At 43.7% G+C, this 16,055-nt stretch carries 12 protein-coding genes; 9 read left to right on the forward strand and 3 right to left on the reverse strand.

The features are described from left to right. On the forward strand, nt 1-398 hold a 398-nt coding region (locus tag QUA90_RS23075; RefSeq protein WP_333447935.1), incomplete at its 5' end, for a tetratricopeptide repeat protein. A 223-nt stretch (nt 399-621) separates the two neighbouring features. Here the strand turns inward: QUA90_RS23075 and QUA90_RS23080 are convergent. After that, a complete protein-coding gene (locus tag QUA90_RS23080; RefSeq protein ID WP_333314106.1) occupies nt 622-918 on the reverse strand; it encodes a type I restriction enzyme endonuclease domain-containing protein in 297 nt (98 codons plus the stop codon). Between the two features lie 6 nt (nt 919-924). On the opposite strand from QUA90_RS23080, the gene QUA90_RS23085 reads away from it, so the two are divergent. The 7 genes from QUA90_RS23085 (at nt 925) to QUA90_RS23115 (ending at nt 9,293) form a co-directional block, all read left to right on the forward strand. Beyond that, nucleotides 925-1,158: a site-specific integrase gene (locus QUA90_RS23085; RefSeq protein ID WP_333314107.1), complete on the forward strand. Its 234-nt coding sequence runs from the start codon at nt 925-927 to the stop codon at nt 1,156-1,158. Nucleotides 1,159-1,408: 250 nt separating this feature from the next. Then, on the forward strand, nt 1,409-3,820 hold the full coding sequence (locus QUA90_RS23090) for a dynamin family protein (protein WP_333314109.1): 2,412 nt from the start codon (nt 1,409-1,411) through the stop codon (nt 3,818-3,820). Then, nucleotides 3,817-6,033 carry a dynamin family protein gene (locus tag QUA90_RS23095; RefSeq protein ID WP_333314111.1) on the forward strand — a complete coding sequence of 739 codons (2,217 nt, stop codon included), beginning with the start codon at nt 3,817-3,819 and terminating at the stop codon, nt 6,031-6,033. The genes QUA90_RS23090 and QUA90_RS23095 overlap by 4 nt, the downstream gene beginning before the upstream one ends. 40 nt (nt 6,034-6,073) lie before the next feature. Then, nucleotides 6,074-7,126: a diguanylate cyclase regulator RdcB family protein gene (locus tag QUA90_RS23100; RefSeq protein WP_333314112.1), complete on the forward strand. Its 1,053-nt coding sequence runs from the start codon at nt 6,074-6,076 to the stop codon at nt 7,124-7,126. Nucleotides 7,127-7,132: 6 nt separating this feature from the next. Continuing rightward, on the forward strand, nt 7,133-8,140 hold the full coding sequence (locus tag QUA90_RS23105; protein WP_333314113.1) for a patatin-like phospholipase family protein: 1,008 nt from the start codon (nt 7,133-7,135) through the stop codon (nt 8,138-8,140). A gap of 398 nt (nt 8,141-8,538) precedes the next feature. After that, nucleotides 8,539-8,751: a transposase gene (locus QUA90_RS23110; RefSeq protein WP_445300136.1), complete on the forward strand. Its 213-nt coding sequence runs from the start codon at nt 8,539-8,541 to the stop codon at nt 8,749-8,751. 20 nt (nt 8,752-8,771) lie between these two features. After that, nucleotides 8,772-9,293 carry a transposase gene (locus tag QUA90_RS23115; RefSeq protein WP_333314115.1) on the forward strand — a complete coding sequence of 174 codons (522 nt, stop codon included), beginning with the start codon at nt 8,772-8,774 and terminating at the stop codon, nt 9,291-9,293. A gap of 458 nt (nt 9,294-9,751) precedes the next feature. Here QUA90_RS23115 and QUA90_RS23120 read toward each other — a convergent pair whose 3' ends face one another. Together QUA90_RS23120 and QUA90_RS23125 are read right to left on the reverse strand one after the other, a co-directional pair. After that, on the reverse strand, nt 9,752-11,341 hold the full coding sequence (locus tag QUA90_RS23120) for an ATP-binding protein (protein ID WP_333447939.1): 1,590 nt from the start codon (nt 11,339-11,341) through the stop codon (nt 9,752-9,754). Further along, nucleotides 11,338-15,261, reverse strand: a complete 3,924-nt coding sequence (locus tag QUA90_RS23125) for an N-6 DNA methylase (RefSeq protein ID WP_333314119.1) — start codon at nt 15,259-15,261, stop codon at nt 11,338-11,340. The genes QUA90_RS23120 and QUA90_RS23125 overlap by 4 nt, the downstream gene beginning before the upstream one ends. 255 nt (nt 15,262-15,516) lie before the next feature. On the opposite strand from QUA90_RS23125, the gene QUA90_RS23130 reads away from it, so the two are divergent. Next, complete coding sequence (locus QUA90_RS23130; protein WP_333314182.1) at nt 15,517-15,900, forward strand: GGDEF domain-containing protein; 384 nt, start codon at nt 15,517-15,519, stop codon at nt 15,898-15,900. Nucleotides 15,901-16,055: the final 155 nt, after the last annotated feature.

The raw sequence follows: 16,055 nt of genomic DNA on the forward strand, positions 1-16,055 counted from the left end.
ACTACGCCAAAGCCCTCGACTACCAACAGCAGTGGTTGGCGATCGCCCGAGAAATTAAAGACCGCCAAAGCGAGGGAATAGCTCTGGGAAATCTGGGAACTGCTTACGCTCACCTCGGCGACTACGCCAAAGCCCTCGACTACCAACAGCAGTGGTTGGCGATCGCCCGAGAAATTAAAGACCGCCAAAGCGAGGGAGCCGCTTTAGGAAATTTGGGAACTGCTTACACTTCCCTCGGAGACTACGCCAAAGCCATCGAACACACTCAGCAGTCGTTGGCGATCGCCCGAGAAATTAAAGACCGCCAAAGCGAGGGAATAGCTCTAAAAATTCTAAGATTGGCTCGCTCCAAATCTGGCAATCTCTCAGCAGCAGAGAAAACCCTACTCGATAAGTAGACCTCTTGCGAAAATAGCTGGCACGGGCTCTCCAGCCCGTCCCACAAAAATCTTTTTTCTTGTGAGATGGGCTTCTAGCCCGTCCCAAAATTTGATTAAAAGGACTTTTGCAAGAGGTCTACTGTACTCAAAATGGCGGGTTTCCTTTACCTTTGGCAACCTATACCATCCTTATCTCTATGTTACAGCTTCGCTACTTGAGTTTTAATCTTCCTGCGTAATATTAGGAACGATTTGTCTCTACTTCAAACTCGGTGAAAACCTTTGCCTGCTCTAACACTAACTCGATCGCAAGAGCTTGCATATCGGGCGGATAGCCGTATTCTCTCAATAGACGTTTGACCATCACCTTCATTCTGGCTCGGACGCTTTCTTTGAGATTCCAGTCGATAGAAGCGTTTTTACGTACCCGTTCTACCAGGACGATCGCCAATTCTCGCAGTTGGTCTTGTCCCATCACGTCCCGCGCACTCTGGTTTTGAGCCAGGGCATCATAAAAGGCGAGTTCATAGGGTTGCAACCGGTGATGGCAATTCTCCTGAAGCGGGGGGTGCAAGCAGGAGTGCTGGACTTTTCGCCTCACGACTTCCGCCGCACGTTCATTAGCGAATTGTTAGACGCGGGTGCGGATGTTTTGACGGTAAGCAAGTTGGCGGGACACGCTGACCCGGCGACGACTCAAAAATACGATTTGCGGGGCGAGGAAGCTAAGCGTAAAGCTGTGCAGTTGTTGCAGATTCCTTATCTAGGTAACTCTTGATAGTTACCTAGATAAGTTACATACCGAGTTGGATAACTTACAAGCTGATAACCTAGAGTTACAGAATCAGTGATCGCGTCCTATCCTAATTCGTTTGTCGAGATTGATTTGCGCGATCGCATTGCCGTTAGCGGTTATATTAAGCATTGAGCCGAGATAGTTGCAGTTAATCCTGGCTGAGTTTTCTGGGAATTCTAAGAAAAGCTCCTCCCAGGGCTGTATTTCTTCACCACTCAACAAGGCTGGCCAAATGACTTCCAATCCGCTCAAGCCAAATGTCCAAGATCTGCAAACAGACGTTATCGAGTTACTGGGGCAAATCAGCACCCTGATGTATCGCGCCAGTACAGCCCTTAGCTCAGATCGGGATAGTAAAAAATATGCAGCCTTCAAAAAGGAAGTGGATGATGCTAACCGGAATGTGGACAAACTGGAATTGAGGATGGCCATTGTCGCGCCGATGAAGGCTGGCAAATCTACGATTGTCAATGCCATTGTCGGTCAGGATATCCTGCCCAGCCGTAACGCTGCAATGACAACACTTCCTACTGAGATTGTCTTTAATGCAGAGTTACTAGAGCCAGCTTTGAGGCTAAGTCCTGAAATTTTAACCGTATTCCAAGAAACACTTCTCACTATCCAGCGCCAAATTCGGGAACTAGGTACTGAGGGAATTGGGAAAAAGATGGAGCAATACCCTCATTTAAACGAGTTATCAGAGCAAATTCGGGATGGAATATGGGGCTTATTAACCAGTCCAAAGACTTCTGGGCGCGAGCAGATTGTCAAAGCTCTGACAGGTTTAAACGATATTATCCGTCTGTGTAGTTTAATAGCTCCATTAAGCGATCCTTTAGCACAACTTACGGATGTACCTTGCATTGAGACTCCCTTCCGGCGATCTCAAGAAGCTGAGAAATCAGAAAAGCTGGGAAACCTCGCGATTGTCGATACACCGGGGCCAAATGAAGCAGGAGAAAACCTCAAACTAGCAGCGGTAGTAGAAGAGCAACTTCGCAAAAGCTCAATTGTTTTAATTGTCCTTGATTTCACGCAGCTAAAAACGGAAGCAGCAGAAAAAGTGAAGAAGGACGTTCAAAAGGTAATTGATTTACGAGGTAAAGAAAACCTTTACGTCTTAATTAATAAGGTTGACCAACGCCGAGAAGGAGATATGACCCCGGAACAGGTGAGGCAGTTTGTGGCAGCTGAATTCGGCATTGGAGATCCTAGCGATGACGAGCGGGTGTTTGAAATAGCTGGTAGGAGAGCGTTTGTCGCGGCTAACTTCATGCAGGAACTAGAGCTAAATCCAACTGTACCACCTAAACAGATGCAAACAGGACGCGCTTTGGCTCAAGAAGTTTTCGGTATTGATTGGGAAGATGACCTGGAAGACGCAACGATAGAAGAATTACAGAAAAAAGCTCAAAGACTATGGAAAAAATCAGGCTTTGACCTGTTTTTAGAAAAAGCAATAAAGGCACTGATAGAACGAGCGGCTCCTCAATGTATGAGTTCTGCTCTCAAACTCAGTCGTAGCCGACTTGTAGAACTACGGGATGATGTAGAACTCCGCAGTCGTGCCATTGCCCAAGATGCAGAGAAACTACAACGTGAAGTTGGCTCATTAGAAACAGATTTGAAAAGTCTTGAAGCTTGTCGTACACGCTTGCAGGAAGTAGACATAATTAAGACACAACTCAATCGAAATCTCCAAAAAATTCTTCAAGACCTCAAAAAAGCCGCTAAAGTTAGCCTTGAAGACTATTTTGTAAAAGAGGAATATCAACGGTCTGACCGGATCAAACAAATAGATATAGAAGTAAGAAGTTCGTTGCTGTCTACAGTTGCTGACTTTGAGTTTTTCCCTAAATGGGTTTCTAAACGAATGAAGTCAACGTTAGAGTTTAAACCTTCTGGATTGTTTGAATTTAAGACCCAAGCAGAAGCAGAAGAATTTGCTAATCAAGCAATTACATACGCTAAGCAAAGGGCTGACAGCTTGCTATCGGGAGTTCGTCAAGAAACAGCCAAAGAAATTGAACTAGCACGCACGGGTTTGTCCAACTTTTTAGAAAAAGAGACAAAGCCCATAATTGAAAGAGCGAGAACTCGTCTAAATGAAGCTTTTAATGTAAATCTTTCGTTACCACAACCTGCTTTAAAAGCTGACGAATTACAGTTGGTTAAAGCTCGTGTCAATACTAAAACTCGTTATGTGGATCAGGGATATGAGGAAAAAACAGTAAAAAAACGTGATTTGTGGCATTGGCTTTGGATTGTTCCTTATGAAGAGAAAGTAAAAGTAAAGCGGCCTGACAAACAAGAGAGTTATTACAGTATTTCTTTGGATGAGTTAATTAAGGATGTAAACCAATCCATTGAAACAGGTATTAATAGTATAAGCCAGGGAATAAATAAATACCTTGACGAAGATTTTCAAGAACGAGTTAGTGAATTTTTTAAAGCTCTAGAAGACTATTTAGGTAACTATCGAAATAGTTTAAAACAAGCACAAAATGACCAACGGCTTTCTCTTGAAGAAAAAGAGAAATTGGTGGGCGAACTTAGTTCTTTAGTACCAGAAGCTAACGAATATCTTAAAAAGACAGACAAGTATCTGGAATACACTATGGAATTGATGAAAAAGACAAAATGAAAGAAACTTCGGTAGATTCTGAGGCGCTGAAATTTCATCTTTGCTCTCTACAGAGAAACGTTATCGAGTTGCTAGATAAAATCAGCGACCTGATGTATCAGACCAGTGTAGCAGTTGGCTCTGAGGAAGCTAGCCAGAAGTATATAAAATTTCAGCAGGAAATTGTTCAAGCTAGCCGTAATGTACAAGACCTAAAACTGAAGCTGGCGATTGTCGCACCGATGAAGGCTGGTAAATCCACCATCATTAATGCAATTATCGGTCAGCCTTTACTGCCAAGTCGCAATGCGGCAATGACAATGCTTCCCACTGAAATCTTATTGAATGCTAAACTAAAAAAGCCAGTCTTAATCCTAAGCCCCGAATTTCTCTCAACATTTGAGCAGATGTGGTTGGCGGTGAGGCATTCCATTACTGAATCCGGTATTGAATCAATACTCAAACAAACTAATCACTATCCCCATCTAGCAAAGTTAATACAAACAATATTTGTTCAGGAAAAGTTTCCTATTCCTGCCAAAATTTCAGGGTGTAAAGCTGTCAACGAAACACTTACTTACCTGAACGATATTATCCGTCTGTGCCACCTAATTACACCACAAATAGAACCTCTTGAATCTCTCACTGATTTTCCGCGCCTGCACACACCTTTTTGGCGAACTTCTTATAAATTTGACCAACCTGAACAACTGGGGAATTTAGTAATTGTCGATACGCCAGGGCCAAATGAGGCGGGGACACATCGACTAGCGGCTGTTGTAGAACAACAACTACAAAAAAGTTCGATGGTATTGATTGTTCTGGACTTCACCCAACTAAAAACGCAAGCATCTGAACAAATAAAAGAAGAAGTACAGAAAGCAATCGAGTTAAGAGGTAAGGAAAACCTGTACGTTTTAATCAATAAAGTTGACCAACGCCGAGAAGGAGATATGACTCCGGAACAAGTGCGGCGTTTTGTGGCATCTGAATTGGGAATCGGCGATACTGATGATACCGAACGGGTATTTGAAATATCTGCAAGATTTGCATTCGCGGCGGCTAACTTTTTTATGGAATTGCAGCAGCATCCGCGTATAGCAGTGACCAAATTACAAACAGCACGTCCTTTAGCTCAAGAAGTATTCGGGGTAGATTGGGAAGAAGACCTAGAAGATGCAACGGTAGAAGAGTTACAGCAAAAAGCTCAAAAGCTTTGGAAAAAATCAAGCTTCGCTCCTTTCTTAGAAACAGCAATTGATGCTCTGATTGAACGCGCTGCCCCCCGGTGCATGAAATCAGCACTAAATATTAGTAATAGTCGCCTTTTACAACTTTGTAATGAAGCTCGATCTCTGCCTAGCTCTGTGACCAAACCTGCTAAACGTTTTAGGTCGGAAGCTAGAAGTATAGCTGAGGATTTGATTTTAATTGACCTATGGCGTAAAAGTTTGATTGAGTTGGAGGAAATTAAACCTTTACTCCACGAACAAATTCGGGAAGACTTGGAAATTATCAAGAATAAAACTTTGGTAAATTTGGAAAAATATTTCTTCTATGAAGAGTACCAGCGAGCTAGCGTTATCACAAGATATGCTACATCTTTTTTTGTGAAATTGAATAACTTAGAACGCTTTCCCCAAGCTCATATCGTACAGCGTTTTGGCCGTTGGTTACTATCTAGATTACAGTTTGCTCCCACAGGAGTAGTCTATTTAAAAACTCCTGAAGAGGCAGAAGAATTTTATGATTATGCTTTGAACTATACCAAGGAAAAATTAGATAATTTAATAGAAGTAAGCTCCCAAGATATCAGTATAAAGTTAGAGCAGAAGCGGCAAGAGTTACAAAATAGGTTAGAAGAGGAAATTTCTAAGTTTAGCAAAAAAGTAAGAGACTACTTTCAAAATAACTTTTCTTCAAATAGCAGTTCACCAAATATTTTTATTAAACCAGATGGAATAAAAATTTGGGGAAGTCTATTCAGGACTGAAATCGAGTCAGTAGAGAAATATCAAAAGAAACAAGTAAAAGCGTGGGGTAGATTGAGCTTAATTAAAATGAATCGAACAACGGCGGTTAAATATGCTGTTTTTTTATCAGAACTGAGCGAACAGGTTAACCAATTAATTGAGCAAAGAGGTGAAAGACTAAAGCAGCGGGCTAATGAGTATTTAGAGCAAGAATTTAAAATAGATATGGAAAATCTATTTAAAGAATTAATCCAACTATAGGTACTCCATTAAACAGCACAAGTTAACTGAGATCGAACCAATGTCTAATACTTTTTATTCTGAACAATTTGGTTTACAGAAACCCCCCACTGGTTCTCCAAGCCCGTCTACACGCTATCTGGAAGAACTTCAGCACCGAATCCCTGTTGTTGGTGACAAAGCCCTAATTGACCTGGTTAATGGTATTCAAGTCAGTAAAGACATCATCCGCTATCGCAAGAATCGAGGTTTTTTTGGTCGATTGATGGACACATTGGATGGAAGCGATCGCCAACGCCAAATCCTCCTCGATGGCAACCTCATTGCAGGTCAAGAAGCCCTACATCAGTGGGTACTAGAACTGAGTGATTCCCTTCGCATTAGTCAAGTTGCCTTGGAAGTTACCCAGCAATCTTTACTAGAAGCGCGGGATGCCATTCGCCAACAAAAGCGAAGCTTACAAGAACAAAAACAAGCCCTGCTAGCACTCAGCAAACAGTTCGAGCGACTCGCTCAACAAGTTGGTACAAGACTCAACCAATTAGAAGCGCGAGTGCGTTCGTTAGAGGTGCGGGTTGCTGCTAATGAGGATTTAGACAGAATTGTAACTGCTTGGGCAGCAGAACAAACCTATACTAAGCTACCTTGGCCTGTGCAAGTTGTCTTGTTAGCGCGGGAAGTCTTTAGCAGTTCGGTCGCGATCTATGAATTAGAAACGGGCGATACAACCCGGTTTCGCCCGTTACTCGTAAATAAAATACTGTCTACCAGCTTCCAGATGCCTAAAAGTTTTTTTGGGCTGGCTGACTTGTTAGATAGCTCTTGGGGTGAAATGGGAGAGAGCGATCTCGTTCTTACAGCAGCCTTACTAGAAATTCGCTCTCTCCCAAAACATCGACTCCTGAACGCACCCCTCCTGTTTACGATCGGTACAACCCTAGAACTAGCAACCCTTCCAGAAGAAGCTAGACCTGCAAAACCCGGACAGTGCGCTCTGGCACTCTGTCGCACCCAAATTGATTCCATCTCTCGCACCACTGACGCACGGGAATTCGTCACTGCTGTGGTTGAAGAAACTGCCAATGATTGTTTAGCTATGACAGCCAGGAGTTGAAAGAACATGAAATCAGCTACTCCCGACTTTGGACTTGTACTTACTGGTGGCGGTGCTAAAGGAGCCTACCATGCGGGCGCTCTTAAGTATCTTGCCGAACTGGGAATAGAACCCCAAATCATTGCCGGAACAAGTATTGGCGCTCTTAACGGTGCTGTTTTGTCATCTCACGGGTCATTCCAACAGGGTGTTCGTCGTTTGAACGAACTATGGGAACAGTTGGGGACTGCCCCAATCCTTCGCCCGAATACTGGTGCCTTGCTCCATACCATAAGCTACGCAGCCCAAACTTTTGTCCCAACCCTGCGGGGGTGGATGCTTGATTTCCTGGTGTCGGAAGGGATAGTAAAAGACCGTACCGCCATTTTTGACCCAGAGCCAATTGAGCAGCTATTATACGAAGTCGTAAACCCAGCCCAATTGCAACGGGGCATCGAGTTATGGGTGACAGTCTTTCCTTCTCTGAAAATTCCAGGTTTAGGATACGACTGGTTGATTGATTTCGTCCGCGCTCGTACTGGCACGGATGCCCACTGGCTCTGCGTACAGGATTTAACTGATGAAGAGGTCATCTACAATTTACTTCTTGCCAGTGCTGCCCTTCCTCTGGCATTTCCCAGCCGCGAAGTCAATGGTAAGGCTTATGTGGACGGGGGTTTGGCTGATAATGTCCCGCTAAGAGCGTTGGCAGCGCGGGGCATAACGAGTGCGATCGTCATTCACCTGCAAAACGGGTCGGTATGGAATCGCTACGACTTCCCAGACCAGACCATTATTGAAATTAGGCCAGAACAGCGAATTAACAAGTCTGATACACCGCTCATCGGCTTGGTTGATAGTTGGTTGGACTTTAGCGCCGAACGCATCGCAGAACTCAAACAGCGAGGCTATGAAGATGCTAAGCGTTGCCTTACGCCTATTATCCAAACCTTTAAAGCTGTTAATGACCAGCGTCAGAGTCACAACTCACTGGTTAATTCGACGTGGCGGCTTCTGAATGACCCACTGCTTTAGAATTGAACTTTAGACAAAACCATCAGGCTAACGGGGGTAAATAAGCAGTCGATACTGTTGGCGAAAGCAATCTTTTATGTAATTAATCGTGCTACAATGACAAGAAATCTTGGCTTTGGGGGTTAGTAATACTCTACGTTAAGATGCCTTGTATTACTTTCGCCAACAGTATCTTCGCTATTTCTGGACCTGCTAGTGGCGATCGCCTTGCTGCTATTTCACCCAGGCGACAATATAGAACCCATTTGATATCTTTTGGGCAATCGCGTAGAATGAAGGCGGAGTAGATAAATTCAAGTGAGCTGGGGTGAGAAATGGGATATTCAAGCGATTTGACAGACTCATAGTGGGAAATAATCGAGCCTTTACTATCCCAGAAGAAGAAAACGCGACCCGCAGTGTGGACAAAGCGACAACTCCTCAATGGCATATTTTATCAGCTCAAGAACGGCTGTAATTGGAGAGATTTACCCAGATATCTACCGCCATATTCAACCGTCTTCTGGCATTACCAAAATTGGTGTGAGGATGGCTCTCTCGAACGGATTGAGACACAATTACCTAGCAAGCTACGCGAACAAGTCAAAAAAAACCGCAGTGGACGACTCTAATTATCATTGACTCCCAAGCTGTGAAAAATACTTGTAATGCCAGTATTGAGTCAAAAGGGTTTTGTTTCTATAAATGCACGAATGGCATCAAAAGACATCTAGCGGTAGATATACTAGGTTTTCCCTTCTTTACTCATTGTACCAAAGCCAGTGTATCTGATGATCAAGGCTTAATTGAAATACTCACACACAACATCGATTACTTCAAATCTAAACCGGACGACCTGCCCAAGACCACAATCTTGTTGGATAATGGCTATCATCCTGAGAAACTAACTCAAGCTTTAGAGACGGTTTATCCAGAGATTATGACGAAGATTCAATTTGAACTTTCAGCTAAACCCTCGAAAGCAGAAAAAGCGGCTAAAGGGCAATCTGGATTTGTGCCTGTTGCGGCTAGATGGGTAATTGAACGGTCAAATGCTTGGGTGGAGCGATGTAAAAGTTTAGTCAAGAATTTTGACCGGACACTCCAACGCTCCAACGCCAAGCTCAAGCTGTGTTTCATTCGGCTAATACTCAAACGACTAGCTACCGCCTAAAAAGATATCAAATGGGTTCTATATAGTGACCACTACAGGTCAGCGTGTTACTGGAAAAAAAACAAATATTCAATTAGGAAACCTTAATATAGCTGTACAAATTACGGCTCAAAATCAAATAAAAAATGTTTGTTTGATAAAAGTAAGAAACTTTTTAGGAATTAAAGTGCAGACTATTTATTAAATAATCTGCTTACAGGTTAATTGTAGGAGACCGCAATCATAATCGCTCAAGACCGCAATCAGGATTTTTCCGAGACCACATTAAATGAAACTGAATCAAAACTTCAGACCAAATTAAGGCTGAAACACAATTATAGTTGCAGTTAATCCTGGCTAAGAAATGTTTTGATTGCAGGTTTGAGCGTTTATGATTGCAGGTCGCTACAACTACTGGTTGTGGTGTCTAGGTTTTCTTGTAGGCTACAAAAGCTAATTGATTTGGTTGCTAGTTCTACTCATGTAGGCAAATCATTAATGAGGCTCTCACATAGACTGATTGCCGATAGGCAATAAGCACTGGCGATACCGACTGTCACTTTGTCACGGGCGGTTGTATGTTGTCCAAAATCAGCTACTTCACGGATATGGTTAACCAAGAGATAGGTGGGCTTAGTGACGTATTTGGAGATTGGATTAAGTTCCGGTCGTGAACCAGTTATTAACTGTAAGATAATGCATTGTGTCAAGGGGCTTGCAGGAAGTTTGCCTCCATCACTAGGAAAGTTAATTGCTTTATATTGCCATTCAGTAATCCAGCAGTTAGGCAAACTTCGATCAGATGGTAACTCATGGAACCAGATAATATCTAGAGCGCGATTTACGACACGACGCATCCAATTTGTAGCGTCTACTGGATTTGGGGATATGTCTCGAATTGCTTTTCTAATTAACTCAAACAGATGTGGATCGCAGCCTTGAATTTGGCTGAGCCGTAATTCTAAAACTTCTTGAATGTTTGTCTCAAAATCCTTGTTGGTTTGAAATAAACGGCGTAGCTCTTTGACGCTTGGTGCTCGCAATTCAGCATATTTTTGCATGAGGCGGCAGCTTGATTTAAGTTTATTGCTGGAAAACTGAAGGAAACCACGTTGTTGCAATGCAGTCTTTCGTTCGTGAGGTAGCGTATTTGCGTCTATATCTTCTATAGCTGCTCTAGCTAAATCCTCCCTCATCTCATCCGTACAGTCATCCCATAAATCCTCTAAAAGTTGACGATGGCTAGCAATCATTACCTCACAAACTGTATCAATATCACTTTTAGTGAGGTTAGTTCCATCTTCAAACTTTTCAGCTAATTCTCTAAGAAGAGCGACCGCAAGAATTGGAATTCCACCAGTCCAATTGCTGACTTCTTTACGGGCAGAATTATCAAGCAAAATATTTCTGACATTCAAAGGCAGCAGAAAGCCATCCCAATCTGAGTCCTCTAATTTTCCCACTAGCAGGGGCATTGGATTAAAAATTTCCCAGAAGTCTGAGACGCGGGAATCTGTTGGCATGAGATCGCGCAGGTTACGCAGATGCAGACGACTACCAGTGACTAGACGCAGACTGCTATGTTGAGCTAAGTTCCTTAGCTGATCCCATAAATTTCTGGTAATTCCTGCCTCTTTAAGAACATGATCAAAGCCATCAAGGATTACAAGTAAGCGATCGCCCTTACTATCCAAATCCTCAAAGACAAAATCTAAAAGCTCGTATATACTGCTGTTCTCATCTGGCTCTAAGTAAGCAGCTAAATCTGAGCTGATTTCGGATAACGTCGTCTTTAACTCTCTAGCAAGGCGTTGTTTGAAATCCTCGTCGGTACTTGGGGGAGAATGTCTTAAGTCAAGATAGACAGCCGCGATATAGGATTCATTACCTTGACGGTATCTCTGTGCCAGATGATGAAGTAAAACACTTTTTCCATATCGTGCAGGACCAACGACACAGACATGATCAGGTGTAGGTTTTAGGAGTTGGCGTTCCAGATTATTCAGTAAATTTTCACGTCCCAAAAAAGAAGGAACATTTACTCCCAGTACTTGATATGAAATAATCATACTTCCTCCTCCGCCTCTTTCACGGCTTTACGCTGTAGATCAGCAAAATCAACATTTCTCCGAATCCACTCTGCCATCATGGGAATTGCAAGAGTGTAGGCACCCTGGCGGTCTGACGAGTCAAGTTCTATCAGTTCAAGTTCCCTAAGGAATTCCAAGTCCGCACCCAGTCCAACCCGCCTAGGAATAGGAATCCCCAATTCCTCAAACTTCACCTCAAGTAACTCAAGGTTGACGGGATCGTCCCCTTCAGCCAATTGCTCACAAAGTGCCAAAATTACCCGTCTGCGTTCTTTCCCAGCATATCCCCATAAGGTTTGAAAATGTTCGTTGTCCCCTGCCATTTCCTCAATGGCTTTTTCAATATGTGATGGAGTGATCGTGCGATCGCCAGTTCGGGCGGCATTCTCAAAGACGTGATTGCAGAGTGACTGGACTAAAAAAGGTTGACGAGCACAAAGCTCTACAATGCGATCTCTAGCTTCGGTTAAATAGAGAAGCCTGCCTTCTACGGGCTCAGTGACGAGTGCCCTTGCGGCTTCCACAGGTAAATCGCTAATTCCAATTCGATATCCAATGCCAAACAAAGCCGACCAGTACTCTTCTCGAAGCCGTTTGAGCCTGCGAGAACCTGTGATGATTGCTGATAAATTGGGGTACTCATGCAGCAAGTAACGAATATTTTCTGGAACTTGCGGGCTGGTCACTCCAGAATCAATACCCTCCTGGAGCTTGTCAAACTCATCCAGCATTAGGAGAAGCCGACGGGGTTGGATGGCTTCCAGCACGGATTGTAGATAGAGTTCAAAGGTCTCAAAAGGATGCTCGGTGGAAAAAACTTTGCTTAAGCCTGAGGTAAACTGTGGTTTGAACGGTTTATTGTTTGCTCCTTCGGTTTGCCCAGGCAACCAAACATTAACACCAGCGTCATGGCAAGCCCACCCGATTTTACGAGCCATCAGACGGTAAACATCCTGGGTTTTTATCCCTACCTGGCTCTGATGTCCCTCTGCACCTTGAAAAGAGCAGTCTACTGGAATCCAGTCTGGTAGAACTCCAGGTTTTTGAAGTTGTTTGAGGATAGAGGTTTTGCCGGTGCGTCGATTACCTTCAAGGAGAATTACATTTGCGCGCTTGCTGGCTGAAAGTTGTCCTTTAATTCGTTGAATGACATCGTTTCGACCAAAAAACATTTCTTCCCGGTCAACTGGACTACCCACGATGTAAGGGCTAGTTCCTAACTCACTAGTTAATGCTGAGTTGCGTGTTGATCGAATCGCAAGGGTTAAAGGTACTTCTTCGTGCATAGTTGTCCCATCTAAGCGGGATGCCGTCCATATCATGTTGAAATTGAACGTACCAAATGCCTGCTGCGGTTCTATAAGCAGAGGAAACTTAACCTCACTGCCATCTTGAAGGTATGCTACCTTTCCACTTCCGACTGCTGGGTTAGTCTGAATTTGTAAATTCCTAATTGCGATTGAAGATGCATTTCGGATGTTTAGGGAAACTTCGTTAGGTATCCCAACAACAACGCTTGATGGAGCGAGCCGTGTTGCAATTTCGACTACTGACAAGATTGATTCAACCTCACGAGCAATTAGCTTAGTCACATTAAGACTAACTTCTCTTGCTCTTTCCACTACAGCAAGAGAGGTACTACCCAGCAATTCAAATGCATCTCTCATCCTACGATGAGCATTTTCCAACACTGCTACACGACCTGTTCCATCCGGAATTTCATGAAACCCTCTAAGAGAAGCAGCAGCAGTAGCGGCAGTAACTAACCAAGGTCTAATCTCTGGAGAGAACGTTCCTTCTAGCCCATGCACTACTCGGTTTCTAAGGTCATAAAGTTCTTTACCAAAGCGATCAAACCACAGTGGCTCTGCCCTACTTCCGGCTTGTTCGGTTTCTGCGATCATTCGCACTACTTTGGACTGTTCAAGCCAGTTCAACACAGGGTCATCACTAGTACCCATCACCATGCGAACCAAGGCACTTAGAGCATCTGAAATCCGTCCTTGAGTACCTTGCCACAGCCGAGCTTGCATTTGAAGGGGGGGTACAGGTATTTTCAGATCCCTTAAAGCCTCCATGGAAAGATGCTGAATAGTGGCACCACGAGCGTGCCCCTTCAACCAAGATTGGTAGGCAGGAGAACGTAAGAGTTCAGCTAGAAATTGAGCCGTAATACCTTTTCTAGGGCGAATGACGGCAAGACCCTGTGTCGCGATCGCACCTATTGTTCCAGCAATATCTGAAATTAAACCAACTTTACCGATCGTCCCTGATTTTGTAACAACAATATCAAAGGGACGCAGGTAGTGCTTCTCTTTAGCCTTAGCTTCTCCAGCTTTAGTCAGAAAGAGTTCTGGAGCTTTAGCACCAGCACCTATCACATCAGAAACCCGAAGCAGCCCTGCTACAGCGTCAGGGGCTTTAGCATCTTTCGTGCTAATAGACTGGTTATAAGAAATTCCTGTGAAAATATCAGCAATTTGCTGAAGCGATCTCAGCTTAATAGTTGGATCAGTTTCAGTTAGGGCTTTTAACTGTTCAGCTAAGGCATCATCTCCTGTTCGCTTTACAATCAGTTCCCAGTCTCGCTGAGCAAGAGTGGTGATTGAAGTGCTCCAAAGATGTGTACTAGATTTGCCATCATGAAATGTCTGAGCAACTCGCTTTGCCAATAATTGTTGTTCACTAGGTGAGAAGAGTTCTCGTTTTCGTAGTCCAGACGGAAAATCTTCGACTAAGAAAAAGCGCACAGAAGAAGCAGGCTCCTCACGTCGAAAGACTATGAGGTTAGAGTTAAGTCCAGTAAATGGGGTAAAGGCACCTGAAGGTAACGCTAGAATTCCTTCAACATAGAAGTCAGACAGTAGCCGTTCACGAAGTTGTTTTTCGGCACCTGCACGAAAGAGAATTCCATCTGGAAAGGCTACGACGGCTCGACCACCTGGACGCAGAGAAGCCATAATGTGTTGTAGAAAAAGTGCTTCTGTGGTTGAGGTAGGGATTGGGAATTCATTTCGATAAGCATAGGCAGATGATCGTTGTCCCCAAGGTGGAACCGCCAAGATTAGATCGAACCCTTCAGAAGCTCGGTTATGGCGCACTGTTCTCTCTAAAGTGTCGCCGAGTTCAAGCCGAGGGCAATCAATGCCTGCTAGAACAATGCGGGTTAGTCCAACTGCGTAGGCAACAGGGTTGATTTCGACCCCAAAAATGCTATTCTCCTGAATCCCCAACCAGTTTCGGGGAGGAAGAAACTTAGCTTGATCCTGCAAGTGACGAGTACAAGTGACAAGCAATCCGCCCATACCAAAGCAAGGATCGTAGATACGATCGCCTGGTTTCGGATCGGCAAGTGCAACCATAAGATCAGCAACTGGTTGTGGGGTGGTAAATTGCCCTGTACTTCTACCACCCATAGAGTCTGAGATCAAAGCTTCTAGGATAGTTCCAGCATTAGCGCGATCGTCTGCTGAGTCAAAAGGCAAAGAATCGATCCAGCGAAAAAGCTCGAAGACTGGTTCTAGGGTAGTTAATGATTCAGATTGCTCAACTCCAATTTGTTCAAGAGCAATACCGATGCGGTAAAGCTGTTGCCCAAGGGGTGTTGAAATAGCAGATTTTAAAGAGGGAACAAGATTGTATTGAAAGATTTTGATAAAGATTTGAAAATTTTGTTGGCGCAATTTAGACCAACGTAAATAGTCCGGTAGTGCATTTGTGTAATGCAATCCATCAAATTCAGCGATTGCATTTTGTTCTTCTTCGTAAAAGTCTACCCACCGTAAGAATAATAGAGCAGCAGCATGAACTACAGCATCAGGAAATCTTCCGACTCTGTGGTAGCCGTTGAGTGCTCCTCGTAGCTCTTTGACTAAATCTCGCTGTTCTAAAGGGTTCATCCAGTAATCTTTAACTCATTTAGGGGCAACAATCATGATGGCAAGAGGGTTTTGAGTTTTGCAATGACTTCAGCCGTTAAAGTCGGTGGGGCTTTGCCAATAAACTCGGCATTGCGGGTTTGCCAATCTAGAGATTTGATTTGGTCATATCACTTGTATCCGATAGGGATTGAGCCGAGATCCGATACTGTTGGCGAAACATTTCTTAACATTAGGACTGACTAAGAACGCAAGCCACAGTCCAGATTTGCAGAAATTGATGAACTAACCGGCACTGCTACTCGGCGTAAATCCATTCAGGAACTAGGGCGATTATTACATCTGGCAGAACATCAAAATCAGCCATTGTGTTTTATTCTGGATTTAGATCGCTTCAAGCACGTTAACGATCGATACGGCCATGCGACAGGAGATAGAGTTCTTTCCGTTTTGGGAAAACACTTAAAGCAGTTCTTTCGGTCTGATGATATAGTAGGTCGTTGGGGCGGCGAGGAATTTGTTTTAGGTATATATGGGATAACGCGAGATTTGTGTGCAAAGCGGCTGAATGACTTCCTAAAAACCTGGGGCGAGCAGAAGTTTACTGCTGTTAATAATCAGACATTTCAGGTGACTTTCAGTGCAGGGGTGGTTGAATAACATGAGTCTAATAGCATAGTACCACACTATTCTGCCCAATTGTTCTGGCGTATAAACAGATTTATCGGTATTAGGATGGTGGTAATAAAAGCGAGCGCGGGGCAACAGACTAATTACCAGCATTTCTCCCACCAACCTATTCAACTCTTAGCCAA

The sequence above is a fragment of the Microcoleus sp. D3_18_C4 genome (assembly GCF_036702355.1).
In the GTDB taxonomy this organism is placed as follows: Bacteria; Cyanobacteriota; Cyanobacteriia; order Cyanobacteriales; family Microcoleaceae; genus Microcoleus.